Source organism: Dyadobacter sp. CY312, from assembly GCF_021390535.1.
GTDB lineage: Bacteria > Bacteroidota > Bacteroidia > Cytophagales > Spirosomataceae > Dyadobacter.
In genome coordinates, this window is sequence record NZ_JAJUXG010000024.1 from 18,434 (window position 1) to 34,455 (window position 16,022).

General features: G+C 42.4%; 11 protein-coding genes and 1 pseudogene. 3 read left to right on the forward strand and 9 right to left on the reverse strand.

What is annotated here, in order from left to right; all coding sequences use genetic code 11:
- The first annotated feature begins 21 nt into the window (after positions 1–21).
- Positions 22–955 (forward strand): annotated as a pseudogene (locus LZG71_RS26450) (transposase).
- Positions 956–1,257: 302 nt separating this feature from the next.
- On the opposite strand, the gene LZG71_RS26455 reads toward LZG71_RS26450, so the two are convergent.
- The 6 genes from LZG71_RS26455 to LZG71_RS26480 all read right to left on the reverse strand — a co-directional run bounded on the left by LZG71_RS26455 (position 1,258) and on the right by LZG71_RS26480 (position 7,168).
- Positions 1,258–1,908, reverse strand: a complete 651-nt coding sequence (locus tag LZG71_RS26455; RefSeq protein WP_233825659.1) for a hypothetical protein — start codon at positions 1,906–1,908, stop codon at positions 1,258–1,260.
- A 127-nt stretch (positions 1,909–2,035) separates the two neighbouring features.
- Positions 2,036–2,671, reverse strand: coding sequence for a bifunctional 4-hydroxy-2-oxoglutarate aldolase/2-dehydro-3-deoxy-phosphogluconate aldolase (locus tag LZG71_RS26460; RefSeq protein ID WP_233825661.1), 636 nt, complete (start codon positions 2,669–2,671; stop codon positions 2,036–2,038).
- A gap of 23 nt (positions 2,672–2,694) precedes the next feature.
- Positions 2,695–3,669 (reverse strand): hypothetical protein, encoded by a 975-nt coding sequence (locus LZG71_RS26465; RefSeq protein WP_233825663.1) that lies wholly within the window; start codon positions 3,667–3,669, stop codon positions 2,695–2,697.
- Between the two features lie 112 nt (positions 3,670–3,781).
- Positions 3,782–5,926 (reverse strand): xanthine dehydrogenase family protein molybdopterin-binding subunit, encoded by a 2,145-nt coding sequence (locus LZG71_RS26470; protein WP_233825665.1) that lies wholly within the window; start codon positions 5,924–5,926, stop codon positions 3,782–3,784.
- 2 nt (positions 5,927–5,928) lie between these two features.
- Positions 5,929–6,390, reverse strand: a complete 462-nt coding sequence (locus tag LZG71_RS26475) for a (2Fe-2S)-binding protein (protein ID WP_233825667.1) — start codon at positions 6,388–6,390, stop codon at positions 5,929–5,931.
- Between the two features lie 370 nt (positions 6,391–6,760).
- On the reverse strand, positions 6,761–7,168 hold the full coding sequence (locus LZG71_RS26480) for a Dabb family protein (RefSeq protein ID WP_233825668.1): 408 nt from the start codon (positions 7,166–7,168) through the stop codon (positions 6,761–6,763).
- A gap of 245 nt (positions 7,169–7,413) precedes the next feature.
- Here LZG71_RS26480 and LZG71_RS26485 point away from each other — a divergent pair, with 245 nt between their 5' ends.
- Positions 7,414–8,616: an ATP-binding protein gene (locus tag LZG71_RS26485; protein ID WP_233825670.1), complete on the forward strand. Its 1,203-nt coding sequence runs from the start codon at positions 7,414–7,416 to the stop codon at positions 8,614–8,616.
- 26 nt (positions 8,617–8,642) lie between these two features.
- Here the strand turns inward: LZG71_RS26485 and LZG71_RS26490 are convergent, their stop codons facing one another.
- Positions 8,643–9,719 (reverse strand): glutaminyl-peptide cyclotransferase, encoded by a 1,077-nt coding sequence (locus LZG71_RS26490; RefSeq protein ID WP_233825672.1) that lies wholly within the window; start codon positions 9,717–9,719, stop codon positions 8,643–8,645.
- Positions 9,720–9,985: 266 nt separating this feature from the next.
- Here LZG71_RS26490 and LZG71_RS26495 point away from each other — a divergent pair, with 266 nt between their 5' ends.
- Positions 9,986–10,957 carry a hypothetical protein gene (locus LZG71_RS26495; RefSeq protein ID WP_233825674.1) on the forward strand — a complete coding sequence of 324 codons (972 nt, stop codon included), beginning with the start codon at positions 9,986–9,988 and terminating at the stop codon, positions 10,955–10,957.
- A 120-nt stretch (positions 10,958–11,077) separates the two neighbouring features.
- On the opposite strand, the gene LZG71_RS26500 is transcribed toward LZG71_RS26495, so the two are convergent.
- The gene (locus tag LZG71_RS26500) at positions 11,078–11,407 is read right to left on the reverse strand and encodes a DUF3467 domain-containing protein (RefSeq protein WP_233825676.1); all 330 of its coding nucleotides are present in this window, start codon (positions 11,405–11,407) and stop codon (positions 11,078–11,080) included.
- Between the two features lie 212 nt (positions 11,408–11,619).
- Positions 11,620–15,942 (reverse strand): DNA-directed RNA polymerase subunit beta', encoded by a 4,323-nt coding sequence (rpoC, locus tag LZG71_RS26505; protein WP_233825678.1) that lies wholly within the window; start codon positions 15,940–15,942, stop codon positions 11,620–11,622.
- Between the last annotated feature and the right edge of the window lie 80 nt (positions 15,943–16,022).

A 16,022-nucleotide genomic window follows, 5' to 3' on the forward strand; every position in this document is an offset into this window, starting at 1 on the left:
TATGGAGTCAACGGCAAAGATCTGCTGCGTCAATACCGTGATTTTCAGAACGGATTCAAAGATTGGAACCAAAGGGGTCACGCAAAGAAATGGCTTTTGTATCCCGAAAATTTAGGCTCACAGCTATCGATCGACGAAACCAGCCTCTCTCGTGGCGAACTCTACACAATTCTCACAAACAAGGCTGCCAAAGGCGGGCGTGGAAGCATAGTTGCCATTGTGGCCGGCACCAAGGCGGAAACGGTTATCGAAGTCATTCGGAAGCTGCCAGAGGTACAACGCAAAAAAGTTACAGAAATAACCCTGGATATGGCTGGCAGCATGTCAATGATTGCAAAGCACTGTTTTCCCAGAGCAGTACGCGTCACTGATCGTTTTCATGTACAACGATTGGCTACCGAAGCCTTGCAGGAAATGCGGATAAAATTGCGGTGGGAGGCACTAGACCTAGAAAATGAAGCAATTGAGCAGGCTAAAAATGACCAAACTGAATATATACCTGAGATACTGTCCAATGGAGACACCCTAAAACAGCTACTGGCTAGAAGCAGATATGCCCTTTACAAAAAGCGGAACACTTGGACTGATAATCAGAAAGAAAGAGCGCTACTGCTCTTTGACTAGGCCTCCCCGACCGCTTTCCAGACCTTAAAAAAGCGTATGATCTGACATTGGAACTCAGTAACATCTTTACTAACACAACTGAAAAGGTCTACGGATTGACAAGGCTGGCCAAATGGCATGAAAAAGTAAGACAATCTGGTTTCAAGTCATTTAACACTGTTGCCAGGTCGATTCGGAATCACTATCAAACCATCCTGAACTATTTTGATAACAGAAGTACTAATGCTTCCTCAGAGTCCTTCAACGCAAAAATCAAAGCATTTAGAAGTCAGTTAGAGGGGTTCGTAATGTCGAATTTTTCCTTTACCGTCTAACTCAATTATATGCTTAATCCAAGTTGCTCCACAACATTTGGGCTTGATCCAAAGTAAACTCCTTGAAAGTATGTTACTAGATTAATAGTTAAAATCTTGCAGTAGCCCCTCGCGGTCCGTAGTCTCGAGACTACGGACTCGTGTAATCGGTCTCTAGACCGAAAAATATTTATTCAAAAAAATCCAAACCTTCCCCCCTCAACAAACCCCGTTATCCATAGTCTCCAGACTATGGACACCTGACCTCGACCTCCCGACCGAAAAACACTATAATCTACGAAAACTCAAACCTGTGCTTCCGCTTGGCCCTTTTTGCCCTTCACTGGCTGGAATAATCTAGTGGCAAATATTTTATCGATTTAACTGGAAGGTTTTTCAAAAGATGACCGGCATAAAAAGTTGTGTCTGCTTTAATTTTAGCTATTATCTTTTCTCCAAGGTGATGTCGTGGAAAGCGTCGTACATAAGCACTATTTACATTTTCCCCAGTGTAATAGATAAGAATGCCAACACGAGGTGTGTAATATGTTACGGATCCAACATGCGATTTATTATAACCTTCATCTCCAATTCCTTCATTAAAACAATACACAGGGATTTCTACATCATCGATTAAATAAATTTTAGATTTAACCAAGGTAGTATAAGCAAGTGAATCAAATGGATAACCTGGATTATAATGGCTTAACGTGTCTTCAAAAGAAAGTGCCAATTTGTATTCATTATTATCAATCGATGCAAAAAAAAGTCCTCTCTCCGATTCATAGACATGTAGCGGTCGTCTATTCTTAATTAGGACATAGGATACTGAATCATTTAAAGGTCTATAGGTTAGAATTATTGAATCTTTTGGAATACTCAAACTATTGCCGATGTAGGAGTCAAATACAATATTTTTTTCTTTGCTTTTTATGTTACAGGAGCTTACAAAGAAGGCAATAATCGCAGTAAATGTCACTAGATTTTTCATATCTTTTTTGTGGATCTGCTCCAATTTTGTATTCTCTCGTTGTCCGTAGTCTCCAGACTACGGACCCATGTAATCGGTCTCCAGACCGACAAATAATTTATTCAAAAGAAATCTAAATCTTTCCCACTCACCTCAACCCCTCAACAAACCTCCTAAAATGCGTCAACAACCCATCCCAATCCTTCGCATCGATTAGTTTTTTGTCAAAGAGTTGTCCGCCAATGCCTAAACCTGTGGCTCCGGCTTTCAGGAATTCGTTCATATTTTCCAGACTTACACCTCCCGTCGGCATGAGTTTAAGCTGGTTCATTGGGCCTCTCAGGTCTTTGATGTATTCTGGGCCCAAAGCAGTGGCGGGAAAAACTTTTACAACATTGGCTCCCAGCGACCAGGCGTTGTAAATCTCAGAAGGTGTATAGGCTCCCGGAAATACCGGAACACCTTTTTTGACACAGGATTTGATCACTTTTTTATTCAGAATGGGCGTTACAATAAATTGTGCTCCTGCATCCAGCGCCACTTCCAGATCTTCTTTAGTGCAAACCGTACCTGCACCTATATTCAGCCCTTCCGACTCATTCGCCAATGCATAACGGATGATATCCCCAGCGCCGGGCGTATTCATGGTAATTTCAATGGTGGTCAGTCCCGCAGCACGGTAAACAGGTAAAATCTGCTTTACCGCCTCTATCGACAGATTTCGTACAATACCGACAATGGGTGCTTTTTCGAATAATTCCCAGGAAAATTTATTGTTGCTCATATGGTTCTCGTTTTTCACAGCGCTTATTTCGAAACGCTAAAGTCATAATTTATCTTCCAATTGATGGTCTCACCTGATTTCACAGATAACTTAATATATGGTTCCGGGCATGCTGTGGTACTACATGCCCAATATACAAGTTTGTCGATAGGTTGGTCAGCGGTAATCCGCACACCTGCCCCACTTTTCAGATTCTGTATCGTTATATCATAATCCGCTGCTGTATCTCCCAATCCTTTCAAACCAGCGCTAAAAACGCTTTCGCCTTTTGCCAATGACCTGGTATATGTAATGGATTTGTTTTCTGTCAAAGCCGTTGTTCCAAATCCTCTTCCTTCGGCGCTTACCTCAAAAGGAAAAGACATTTTCATGTTTTCGTTGGTAGGCTCTTTGTCAATTACAAAGAAATTATGGTTGTAAACACTGGTTTCAATGGATTTTCGCCCTATGTTTTTCAGACTATGCTCCAATACCATTTCGGTTTTTCCTTTTACCAGCCTCACTATTTTTTTGTAACGATAAGCATATCCGGTAGCATCAGTCAGTTCATGAGTGAATTCTATCCGGTTCTTTCTCTTTTTCACCTTCCATTTTCCTCCATTTTTGACCTCATACGTTCTGGCAAAAGAATAAGCGTTATCATCCGGTTTTAAGAGTGTACCCACACCAATCTTTAAAAACTCAGCCCCAACCGCAGCTTCATTAAACCCCAAAACTGAAAACTCCTCAACCGGTCCCATGATCGCATCATGAAGTGTAGGATTGTACTCAGGAAACCATTGTCCAAAAAAATGATGCCCTTTGTATTCCAGCTCCGGCATTACGCCACCCCAGTCAAAGCGTGTTCCTCGGTAATAACCATTGGTTTTATCAGGAAGATAAAGTTCGGCTTTAATAAGTCCATTGGAAATACGCGCCCTTGGAAAATCTCCTTCTTTCACAAATCCCGAAAATAAAAGGAACAACAAACCGGAGATTATCAGCTTTTTTAAAAACATAATTGGATCAGCTTTTATAAAGAAAAACAGTGAAGAAGATTTTATACTAACAAAAATGAGGAGGAATGTGACATTTCACCTCCCTCCTCATGATGCAAATATTAAGTCACAATCAGGAAATTCCTTTAAAAGCAGGCTCTTCTATAAATGGCTGGTTTCTCAATCGTTGTTTGGTTGCCTTGTAGAACGCGTTTGCAACCGCCCCACCTGTGGGTGGCAAAGCCGGTTCACCCAAACCTGTCGGAGAAATACCGTTATCCACAAAATGCACATCCACCTCCGGTATCTCATTCATCCGGATCAATCTAAAACCATTGAAGTTGCTCTGATCCGGAGTACCGTCCTTGAATGTCATATTACCATACATGGCATGTCCAAATCCGTCCACAACACCACCTCGTACTTGCTGCAACGAGCCGCTTTTATTGATCACAATACCGCAGTCAACTGCTGCAATGATATTTTTCAGCACTGGTTTGCCTTTCTCCATAACAACCTCTCCTACCTGAGCCACATAGGAGCGATGTGAAAAGTACACGCTAAAACCCTGATGAACACCTTTTTTCTTACCCCAATTACTTTTCTCGGCAGCAAGTTTGATCACCGCAATCATTCTGTCCACGTCATATTTCACATCGCCGGCAGGAGCTTTTTTTGCTTTTTCGAGGAGCTCCAACCTGAACTGAATGGGATCTTTTCCCGCTGCTTCTGCTACTTCGTCCAAAAATGACTGCTCCGCATACGCAAGAAAATTGGTAATAGGTGCACGCCATGGACCGGTGGTAATCGGCGATTTATGATCAACAGAGTCAATCAAAAGATTTTCTACTGCTCCCGAAGGAAAGTTATCTTCCCGGGTACTGTTACCGGCATTCATTCCGACTCCACGGAGTTTGTAACCGATCAGCTGGCCGGTTTTATCCAGAGCAGCCTCAAATCTGTAGCGCACAGCGGGGCGATAAATACCACCCGTCATATCATCCTCACGCGTCCAGACCACCTTCAAGGGCGCTTTTACAAGCTTGGAAACATGTGCAGCTTCTACGACAAAATCTGCCGCGAGGCGTCGTCCGAAACCTCCGCCTTGCCTGGTGATTTCCACCGACACCTTCTCAGGAGAAAATCCGGTCAGCTTAGCAACCTCTCCTCTTGCACGATCGGGTGTTTGTGTAGGACCTACAAGTTCCACGCCGTCTTCACGTACGTGGGCGAAAAAATTCATCGGTTCCAAAGGGCTGTGAGGCAAAAACGGACATTGGAATTCTGCCTTGATTACTTTCGCAGCATTTTTAAAAGCACTTTCAACGTCCCCGTTTTTACGACGAACAGTTGCTTCGCCATTGTCTAACAGATTTGTAAATATCCGGGCATGATCGGAAGAGCTTTCCAGATCTGCCGCTTTTTCATATTCAATTTTGAGTGCTTGCCGTGCTTTCTGGGCCTGCCAGGTAGATTTTCCGACAACGGCTACACTATTCTCAAACGTAACTACATCCACAATGCCCGGCATTGCCTTTGCAGCTGTCGAATCAACCGATTTTAGTTTATATCCAAAAGCCTTCGGTCGCTGAATGATGGCGAACAACATTCCTTCCCGGTAAAAATCCAGTCCAAAAAGTGGCTTTCCTGTTGCAATATTGTGGTTATCCACGTTACGGACAGACTGCCCGATCAGTTTGAAGTCTTTCTCGTCTTTAAGTTTTACATCTTTGGGTGCAGTGAGTTTTGAGGCCTCTTCGGCCAGCTCACCATACATTGCCGACTTTCCGGATGCTTTGTGGTAAACTTTTCCATCACTGGTAGTGCATTCCGTTGCAGGGACTTTCCATCTTGCAGCAGCTGCCTCCACAAGCAAATGCCGTGCAGTGGCACCTGCTTTGCGCAAGCGCTCCCATGAATGCGGCACAGCTCCGCTACCTCCCGTTACCTGGCGTTCAAAAGCACCCGGATCGAGGTTTCCCTGCACTGTTTTGACAAGTTTCCAGTCAGCATCCAGCTCCTCAGCGATTACCATCGGAAATGCCGTTTTTATACCCTGCCCAATTTCGGGATTAGGTGATATGATCGTGATGATGTTATCAGTACCGATTGACAAATAGCTATTAAAGCTGACCGAACCAGCAACTACCGCTTTTGCGTCTACAACTACAGGTAATGCAGAGGCATTAGTCCAGTTGAAGCCAAGAAAAAGTCCTCCGCCCGCTGCCGCGGCAATCTTCATAAAACTCCTGCGTGATGTATTATCTAATGTTTGCATGATCAGTTGGTTTTAGAGGCTGCGACTTTTACTGCTTCACGTATACGGTGGTAGGTTCCGCACCTGCACACGTTGCCGCTCATTCCGGACACGATTTCATCTTCTGTTGGCTTTGGCTTTTCTTTTAACAGTGCAGCAGCCGTCATGATTTGTCCGGCCTGGCAATAACCACATTGTGCCACATCGACTTCGTCCCATGCCTTCTGCACCGGGTGATCTCCCTTTTCCGACAAGCCTTCGATGGTTGTCACCTTTCCGGTTCCTATGGCGGATACAGGAAGTACACAGGAACGGACGGCTTTCCCGTCCAGATGTACCGTGCATGCGCCACACTGGGCGATGCCGCATCCGTATTTGGTTCCAACAAGTCCGAGACTATCGCGCAACACCCATAAAAGAGGCGTATCGCCCTCTACATCGGCCTGATAAGCGCGTTTGTTTACATTTAATTTGAATAACGCCATGGTGAATGATTGTTTTCTTGAAGATTAGAAGTTCAGGAAATTTTCAACTCTTATGTTTTTAGTACGAAGGAATAGTGAATCCCATACACACACTTCGATTCCGAAGTTACGTAATAATATAGAAATGTCCTGAAAAATAGGAATTTATTCTATCCTATTTACTTGATTATCAAACACTAACAGCGATATAGATACAAAAACACATCGCTGTTAAGCAATTGAAATTCAGATCAGAACATTGCTAAAAGTAAAATAGATGCGGCTGAGAAGAATGGGCTAATGAAGCAATGCCGCCGTGTGAAGATCGTGGGAGATTTGCCGGAGCTAATAATCCGGCAAATCTCAGCTAAATATTGTACCTGAACAAAAACTAAACGTCTATTGCATCATAAACGATTACTTTGTCCCAAAGATGGCTGCAATCTTTAATAAACTTCTGGTGGATAGGATGATCCTGATAAATGGCCTGACCAGCAAGGTCTTCAAAAAACATCAGTTCGGAAACTGCCCAGCTGTTATCAACCACATCACGCTTTTCAGTACTGGCAACTACACCGATACGCAGGTCTTTGATTGCTTCGATTTTTCTGAGTGTTTTCAGACCTGCAACGATTTTGTCACGGTCCTCTGTTGAACCTGGATTTTTAAGCCAGAAAAATACGTGGTGAACCAGTGGAGTTTTGCTTTTTTCAGGCTGAGACGGAGCGGCGATTGAAGCCACGGTACCTGCCGCCAATGCAACAGAGCCTGCAATAAATTTACGACGCGTGTTTTCCATACTTTTTTAAAATCAATTGGAATAAATTTCTATTTACGGATTACAAGATTCAATGAGTCTTTATAATTGTTATTCTGACATAAATAACAGCAATATTTTTAAGAAAATGGCTTGTTTGGCATCTTATGTCTAAGACTGATGTAACAAGCAGAGCATTTCTGCTATAATTGACAAAACACCTCGAATGAAATTAAGTTTCCATCGTAATTGAAACTTTTGTATTTTTAAGAAAAGTTTCAATTACGATGGAAGAAATATTCGAAAGACCTCAGTACATAGATAAGATCAAACCATTCATAGGTAAAGATATTATCAAGATTTTAACCGGCCAACGTCGTATCGGTAAGAGCTATATACTGAAGCTTCTCATAGATGAAATCAGAGCGAACTGTGTAGATGCGAATATCATCTACATTGATAAGGAGCTTGAAGACTTTTCCTTCATTAGCGATCACACCCAACTTAATGAATACGTGCTCGAACAATTGTCACCTGGTAAAGAAAATTTCCTTTTCATTGATGAAGTACAGGAAATTGATTCATTTCAGAAATGCCTGAGAAGCCTGCTCAATCAAAAGCGATGTGACATATACTGTACAGGAAGTAACGCAACGATGCTTTCGGGAGAACTGGCCACACTAATGGCAGGGAGATATATGGAATTTTCTATTCACAGCCTTAGCTACAAAGAGTTTCTCCAATTCAACAAAATTGCTGACACCAACGAAAATCTAAACCTATACCTGACAATCGGCGGAATGCCTTATCTCCACCACATCGGCTTGGAACCTTCCATTGTTTTCGAGTACCTGAAAAACGTCTACGCTTCCATTTTACTGAAAGATGTGGTTAGCCGGGAAGGAATCAGGAACATCCCTTTATTGGAGAACCTGGTTATGTACCTGGCTGACAACACTGGAAGCATATTTTCCGCACTAAATATCAGCAAATACCTTAAATCTCAAAAGATCAACATTCCAACACAGTCAGTAATCAATTACCTCGGTGCATTGACCAATGCTTTTTTCGTACATAAGGTATCCAGAGCAGATATAAATGGCTTGAAAATATTTGAAATAGGAGAGAAATTTTACTTTGAAGACTTGGGACTTAGAAACTGTATCCGCAGCTTTAATTACCGCAATGATATTGGTAAACTCATGGAAAATTCAGTTTATCTCCACTTGCTCCGAAATGGCTATAAGGTATATGTTGGTAAATCCGGCGAACAGGAAATTGATTTTATGGCTGAAAAAAATGGTGAGAAATTGTACGTTCAAGTCGCATATTTGCTTACCGATGAAAAGACCGTCCAAAGAGAATTTGGAAATCTCGTTAGCATATCTGACAATTATCCCAAATATGTCGTAACCATGGATGACTTTAAACCAAGTAACACCTTTAAAGGTATTAAGCAATTACATTTAAGAGAATTTCTAATGATGTAATACCTGAAATCTTCAAAATAACAACATTACAAATTACGTCCACCATCTCCTTTTATATCTTTAAGCTTGATCCTGAACATCACCGGCCAGTTTTTCCCGGTGACGTAAAAAGACTGATCAGTAGAATTGTAGGCAATGCCATTCAATACATCTTTTCTAGCATCGATTTCAGCAGGAATGATACTTTGCATGTCCAGAACACCTACCACCTTTCCCGTCGCCACATCAATTTTGATAATCTTTGTGGTTTCAAAAATATTGGCATAAACATAGCCATTCAAGTATTCCAGCTCATTGATATTCCTCACCGGACCGTTCTGATCATACACTTCCAGATCGCCCGTTTTCTCGTATTCGGTATTGTAGAAATGAATTTTGTTTGAACCATCACTCATCATCAAAGTGGTGTCTCTATGTGTAAGTCCCCATCCCTGAAAATAATAGGTAAAGGTTTTGTCAGGCGTAAAGTCCATATTGTATCTGAAACAAACGCCCGATTGCCACGTAAGCTGATAAATTTTATCATTTACAATGGTGATTCCCTCTCCAAAATATTTCGGGTCCAAATTGAGTGATTTAAGGGCCGCTCCGGTTTTCAGATCAATCTTCAGCAATTGCGACTTACCATTTTCCCCTGTTCCCTCATACAATTCACCTTTATAGAATTCCAGTCCTTCTGTAAAGCTTGTTTTAAGATGTGGAAAGCTGCCGGCAACAGCATATGTGATTTCCTTTGGCGCTACGTCTGACACCAATTCAAAACGTAATGTATCCGTAAACGCAACATTACTTTTTGTTTTTCCAGCTACAACCAGCTGATGCCATCCGGTCTTTATCAGTTTAGATAAAAACGTGACTGAATCCAGACCAGTCAACTTCGATTCATTTATTTCTCCATCAGTTTTAACCTGAAAGTCAGCTACCGGCTCTGTGAATCCGATTTTGACAGAATCACCAATAGTGTATCGGGATTTGGGGAGGTTGGCTATTGAGTGCGGTTCAGTAACTACCGCTTCATTTTCTGATTTCTTCTCTTGCTGACAAGCGTAAAAGGAGACAACTGAGATAAGTACTAAAAGGATATTTTTAGATAAAGTATTCATGAGTAATGCAAATAATTCCTTGATATGGTTCAGATAGCTGAATTTATAATCAGAGCATAAAGGTAACAATCCGGAAATTCATCACCGCAGTTCTTCAATCATCCCATTCTTATTTTTCGGTAAGGCACTTCTACTTCTCACCCATTAACTTTACAACAGTCCTCCATTTACACCTGCACAAAAACCTACAGATCAGTGATTTGAATAGCGAGTTTGTACAGAAAATTGCGTTCAGATCTTTTTTATTCTATTCAACTATAAGTCAGATGAAAACCAGAACCATAGTTACGACAATCCTTGTTTTTTCGGTTGCACTTTCAGCCTTTCGTCTAGTGGAAGACGTTATCGCAACTTTAGGCATGCAGCACCAAAGCGTCCAAAGAAGTATTCTCAACAACATTATTGGGAGGCAAAACCACAGTGAAATTGACGAAAGCCAGGTAGAAGACAGTGGTGGCAATACGGAATCGCCTTATAATCAAATAAAGTCATTTGGTATACCCTATGCGAAGATGTTGTCGGCAGTAGTTGAGGGAGACAAGATCGCTGCAACGAAAGAAATGTGTCAGTATTTAAAAGACTATGTACACAGCGAAAAATTCCTGTCGGATTATGAAAAAGCACGCAAGTCGGCAACACCCACCAGCGAGCCGCCTGCAATGGATCCTGCTACGGTTGAAATGATGAAGCAATCGGTTAAAGACCAGGAAAAGGAATTGGTGAAAATAAAAGCTAGCAAACAGGTACCTGCTGACATGATAAAGAAAGTAGAAGCGGGTATTGCCGATCAGAAAAAGATGATTGCAGCAAGTGGCGATCCCACTCCAAATAAAACAAAGTGGCAAAAACTATATCCTGAAAATCCGGAGGTGGCAATCAGGGCAAGGCTGGAAGAATATCTCAAACTGGCAAGTACAGTAGATTTTAATGCAGCAGTTACGGTAGCAGGCAAAAAGAAAACATTTGCTAATCCTGTTTACGAGAAAAAGGGTTTGAAGTGGAAAGCGATATACAGAGCAGGAAAAGATGTGAATGCGGTCACCACTGCGTTTGTTAAGGAATGGTTGCAGCAGGGAGTAAAATTGGCATCGGTATCCGCTGTTCCATCGGACGACAATGGAGAGAAAACGAAGACCAGTGAGCAAAGTTCCTCACCAACAGGCTCGGAAAACGAAAAATTCACCCCAGCAAAAGGGTTTAAATCCCTGAAAGAGAAGGCGAAAAAAGTATTAAATTGAGATTGGAATATTAGAGAACTCAATTCCATTGATGCCGGTACAAGTCATTCGCAGAACATGCTAGTCTTATACCGGCTCCTATTTCTTTTGGCAGAATATAGTAGCTAATAATGCTATCGGTTATGCCTCTCCACCCGGTCCTCCGAAGCTCACTGGGAAATTAAAAGTTGGCTCGCTATCCTGTGAACTCTGAATCGGACCATATTGATCTTCGTATTTATTAATATTGTCTTTCAAGGCGGCTATCAGTCGTTTTGCGTGCTCAGGTGTGATGATTATCCTTGCCTTTACTTTGGCGCGTGGTACACCGGGCATTAGGCGGATAAAATCAAGGATGAATTCACTGTTAGAGTGGGCGATCATGGCAAGATTGGAATAAACGCCCTCTGCCATTTCTTCTGATAATTCTACGTTAATCTGCTGTTCGTTTTCTTTGTTGGTATCTTCCATGGATAGGTTTAAATATTGTCAAAAACTCCTGATTGGATGGTGTCCGAACGCAACCAAACACAATTTTCAAAAACATGATATTCGCAAAAATTCGTGCATTCGTGGCATGCAAACATTAGAAGTCGGAAATTACTAAAATAATATAGCATGTAAAAACAAAGAGTCGGTTCCACTTGCGCAGAACCGACTCTTTTTATCTATTTGAACTCCGACTATGCCAATTCACGTTTTTTACGTGACTGTTTTTCGCGGGATTCAGCTAACGCATCGTATTCTTCTTTCGAACCTACGATCAGGTTTTCGTACTGACGCATACCTGTACCGGCCGGGATCAAGTGACCAACGATCACGTTTTCTTTCAGACCTTTCAGTTCGTCGCGTTTTCCACGTACAGCCGCTTCCGAAAGTACTTTGGTTGTTTCCTGGAATGAAGCCGCAGAAACAAAACTTTCCGTACCCAATGAAGCTTGTGTGATACCCATCAAAGTAGGTTTCGCAACAGCCGCTTGTGCATCACGCGCAACAACCAATTTAAGGTCACGGCGTTTCAAGCTTGAATTCTCGTCACGCAGGCGGCGAACAGAAATGATCATACCTGGTTTCAATGTTTCGGAGCTACCAGCATCCTCAACAACTTTAAGGTCAAGTATTTTATCATTTTCTTCACGGAATACAACACGGTCAACCGGTTGCATTTCAAGGAAGTTTGTATCACCAGCGTCAAGGATCTCCACTTTCTGCATCATCTGACGAACGATACATTCAATGTGTTTATCATTGATCTTCACACCTTGCAGACGATATACCTCCTGAATTTCATTCACTAGATATTCCTGAACAGCAGTAGGCCCTTTGATAGACAAGATATCAGCAGGAGTGATCGCACCATCAGATAACGGATCACCAGCTTTTACAAAGTCACCATCCTGAACCAGAATGTGTTTCGAAAGAGCAACCATGTAACGACGTTGCGTACCATCACGTGATTCGATATGAATTTCGCGGTTACCACGCTTCACACCTCCGTAAGATACAACACCATCAATTTCAGATACAGTTGCAGGGTTCGATGGGTTACGTGCTTCGAATAATTCCGTTACACGTGGAAGACCTCCCGTAATATCGCGGGTTTTACCAACCACACGAGGGATTTTCGCCAAAGGCTGACCAGCTTTGATGTTGGTACCTGCCTTCACAACCAAACGAGCTCCAACAGGAAGGTTATAACCTTTTTCTGTCTGATCTTTCAACAACGTTGATTTACCTTTAACCACGATAGCCGGGTTTTTGGTTTTATCACGTGTTTCAATGATCACTGACTCCTGGAAACCAGTTTGCTCATCGAATTCTTCACGATAAGTAATTCCTTCTTCAATGGCATCGAATGATACAATACCAGTGAATTCAGAAAGGATTACTGCGTGATATGGATCCCATGTACATAGTTCCTGTCCTTTTGTAACTTTCTGGCCTTCTTTAACCAAAAGCTGAGCACCGTAAGGAACGTTGTTTGAGATCAACAGTTGACCTGTTTCAACATTTACAATTTTCACTTCACCCGAACGACCCATTACTACTGTAATTGCGTCGCCTTCTGAGTTAACAGATTCCACCAAACGAAGCTCTTCAAACTGAATAGTTCCGTCGAATTTCGCCTTGATGTTTGCATCAACAGAGATGTTGGATGCAGTACCCCCGACGTGGAATGTACGAAGTGTAAGCTGCGTACCCGGCTCACCAATCGACTGAGATGCAATTACACCAACAGCTTCTCCAATGTTCACCATATGCGCCGAAGCAAGTGAACGTCCGTAACATTTAGCACAAACACCATTACGTGTTTCGCAAGTTAATACCGAACGGATTTCAACTGTTTCAATGCTTGTTTCATCTATATATGCAGCGATTTCCTCTGTAATTTCCTGTCCGGAAGTAAGGATAATTTCTCCTGACAACGGATCGAATACATCGTGAACGCTTACACGACCAAGAATACGTTCTGATAAAGGCTCAACAATATCTTCATTGTCTTTCAGAGCTGAAATTGCAATACCACGAAGTGAACCACAATCGTTTTCTATTACAACCACATCTTGAGCAACATCATGCAGACGACGTGTAAGGTAACCCGCATCAGCCGTTTTCAAGGCTGTATCTGCAAGACCTTTACGTGCACCGTGTGTTGAGATAAAGTACTCAAGAACGTCAAGACCTTCTTTAAAGTTAGAAAGGATCGGGTTCTCGATGATTTCACCTGCACCACCAGCGATGTTTTTCTGAGGTTTAGCCATAAGACCCCTCATTCCACCCAACTGACGAATTTGTTCACGAGATCCACGAGCACCAGAGTGCATCATCATGTAGATGGAGTTAAATCCACCCTGATCTGTTTCCAATTGTTTCATCAACGTTTCTGTGATACGTGAGTTAACACGTGTCCAGATATCGATAACCTGGTTGTAACGTTCGTTTTCAGTGATAAGACCCATCAGGTAGTTACTCCAAACGTTTTCAACGTCTACTTTCGCCTGCTCGATCAGTTTCACTTTTTCGTCCGGAACCATTACGTCGTTCAATCCCATTGACAAACCACCTTTGAAGGCCATTTGGAAACCAAGTTCTTTGATTTCGTCAAGGAATTGCGCACAACGTGCTACACCGGCCAGTTTGAATACCAAACCGATGATCTGCTGCAATTTCTTCTTAGTAAGAAGTTCATTGATATAACCAACAGATTCAGGAACAGCCTGATTGAACAGAATACGTCCTGCTACGGTATCAATCAATTTTATTTCAAATGTTCCATCTTCGTTACGAACACGCAGACGGCACTTGATATTAGCATGTTTCGAAAGTTTGCCTTCATTGATCGCGATGATAACTTCATCAGGACCGTAGAAAATCATTCCTTCTCCATCAATAGGATACTCAGGTGTGCTTATGCGGCCTTTTGTCACATAGTACAGACCCAAAACCATGTCTTGTGATGGTACCGTAATCGGTGCACCGTTAGCCGGGTTAAGAATGTTATGTGAAGAAAGCATCAGCATAGAAGCTTCCAGAACGGCTTCCTGACCCAATGGCACGTGAACGGCCATCTGGTCACCGTCAAAGTCAGCGTTGAATGCAGTACACACAAGTGGGTGCAACTGTATCGCTTTTCCTTCGATCAGCTTAGGTTGGAACGCCTGGATACCCAAACGGTGAAGCGTTGGAGCACGGTTTAGAAGAACCGGGTGTCCTTTCAACACGTTTTCTAAAATATCCCAGATCACAGGATCCTTACGATCTACGATCTTCTTAGCTGATTTTACAGTTTTAACGATTCCGCGTTCGATCAGTTTGCGAATGATAAACGGCTTGAACAATTCAGCAGCCATATCTTTCGGCAAACCACACTCATGCAGTTTCAATTCTGGTCCTACTACAATTACCGAACGACCAGAATAATCGACACGCTTACCAAGCAAGTTTTGACGGAAACGTCCTTGCTTACCTTTAAGCATGTCAGAAAGTGATTTCAAAGCACGGTTTCCTTCTGAACGTACCGCGTTTACTTTACGGCTGTTATCGAAAAGCGAATCTACCGCTTCCTGCAACATACGTTTTTCGTTACGCAAGATTACCTCAGGCGCTTTGATCTCGATCAGACGCTTCAAACGGTTGTTACGAATAATAACACGACGATAAAGGTCATTCAAATCGGAAGTCGCGAAACGACCACCATCAAGAGGTACTAACGGACGAAGTTCTGGTGGAATAACAGGTACCATTTTGATCACCATCCATTCAGGACGGTTTTCGATACGTGTGTTCGCATCACGGAAAGCTTCAACAACTTTCAGACGTTTCAAAGCTTCCGCTTTACGTTGCTGAGAAGTGTCTGTTGCTGCCTGGTGACGAAGTTCGTACGAAAGTTCATCAAGCTTAATGCGGCTCAACAACATCTCAAGCGCATCGGCACCCATTTTAGCGATAAACTTATTGGGATCCGTATCCGGAAGCATTTGGTTTTCGCGAGGCAGTTTGTCAACGATGTCAAGATATTCGTCTTCTGTAAGGAAATCCAGATAACTCACACCATCCTCTTCTTTCACACCAGCCTGAACTACTGCATATCGCTCGTAGTAAATGATCTGATCCAATTTTTTGGTAGACAATCCAAGCAAATACCCGATTTTGTTAGGTAAGCTACGGAAGTACCAGATATGAGCAACCGGAACCACGAGTTCAATGTGTCCCATGCGCTCACGACGTACCTTTTTCTCAGTAACCTCCACACCACAACGGTCGCAGATGATGCCTTTGTAACGGATACGTTTGTATTTACCACAATGACATTCCCAATCCTTCACAGGACCGAAAATACGCTCACAGAATAACCCACCCATTTCCGGCTTGTAGGTCCGGTAGTTGATGGTTTCAGGCTGGGTTACTTCACCAAAAGAGCTCTCGAGGATAGACTCAGGTGAAGCCAGACTGATCGTCATTCTGGAAAAATCACTATTAAGTTTTTTGTTCTTTTTGAAAGACATAATTAAAAAGTCGTTTGTCTTGTTAGTCGAAATTCAAATTGTATTGCATTTCTAAGGAGCGCTCCGAAAAGCACTCCTTA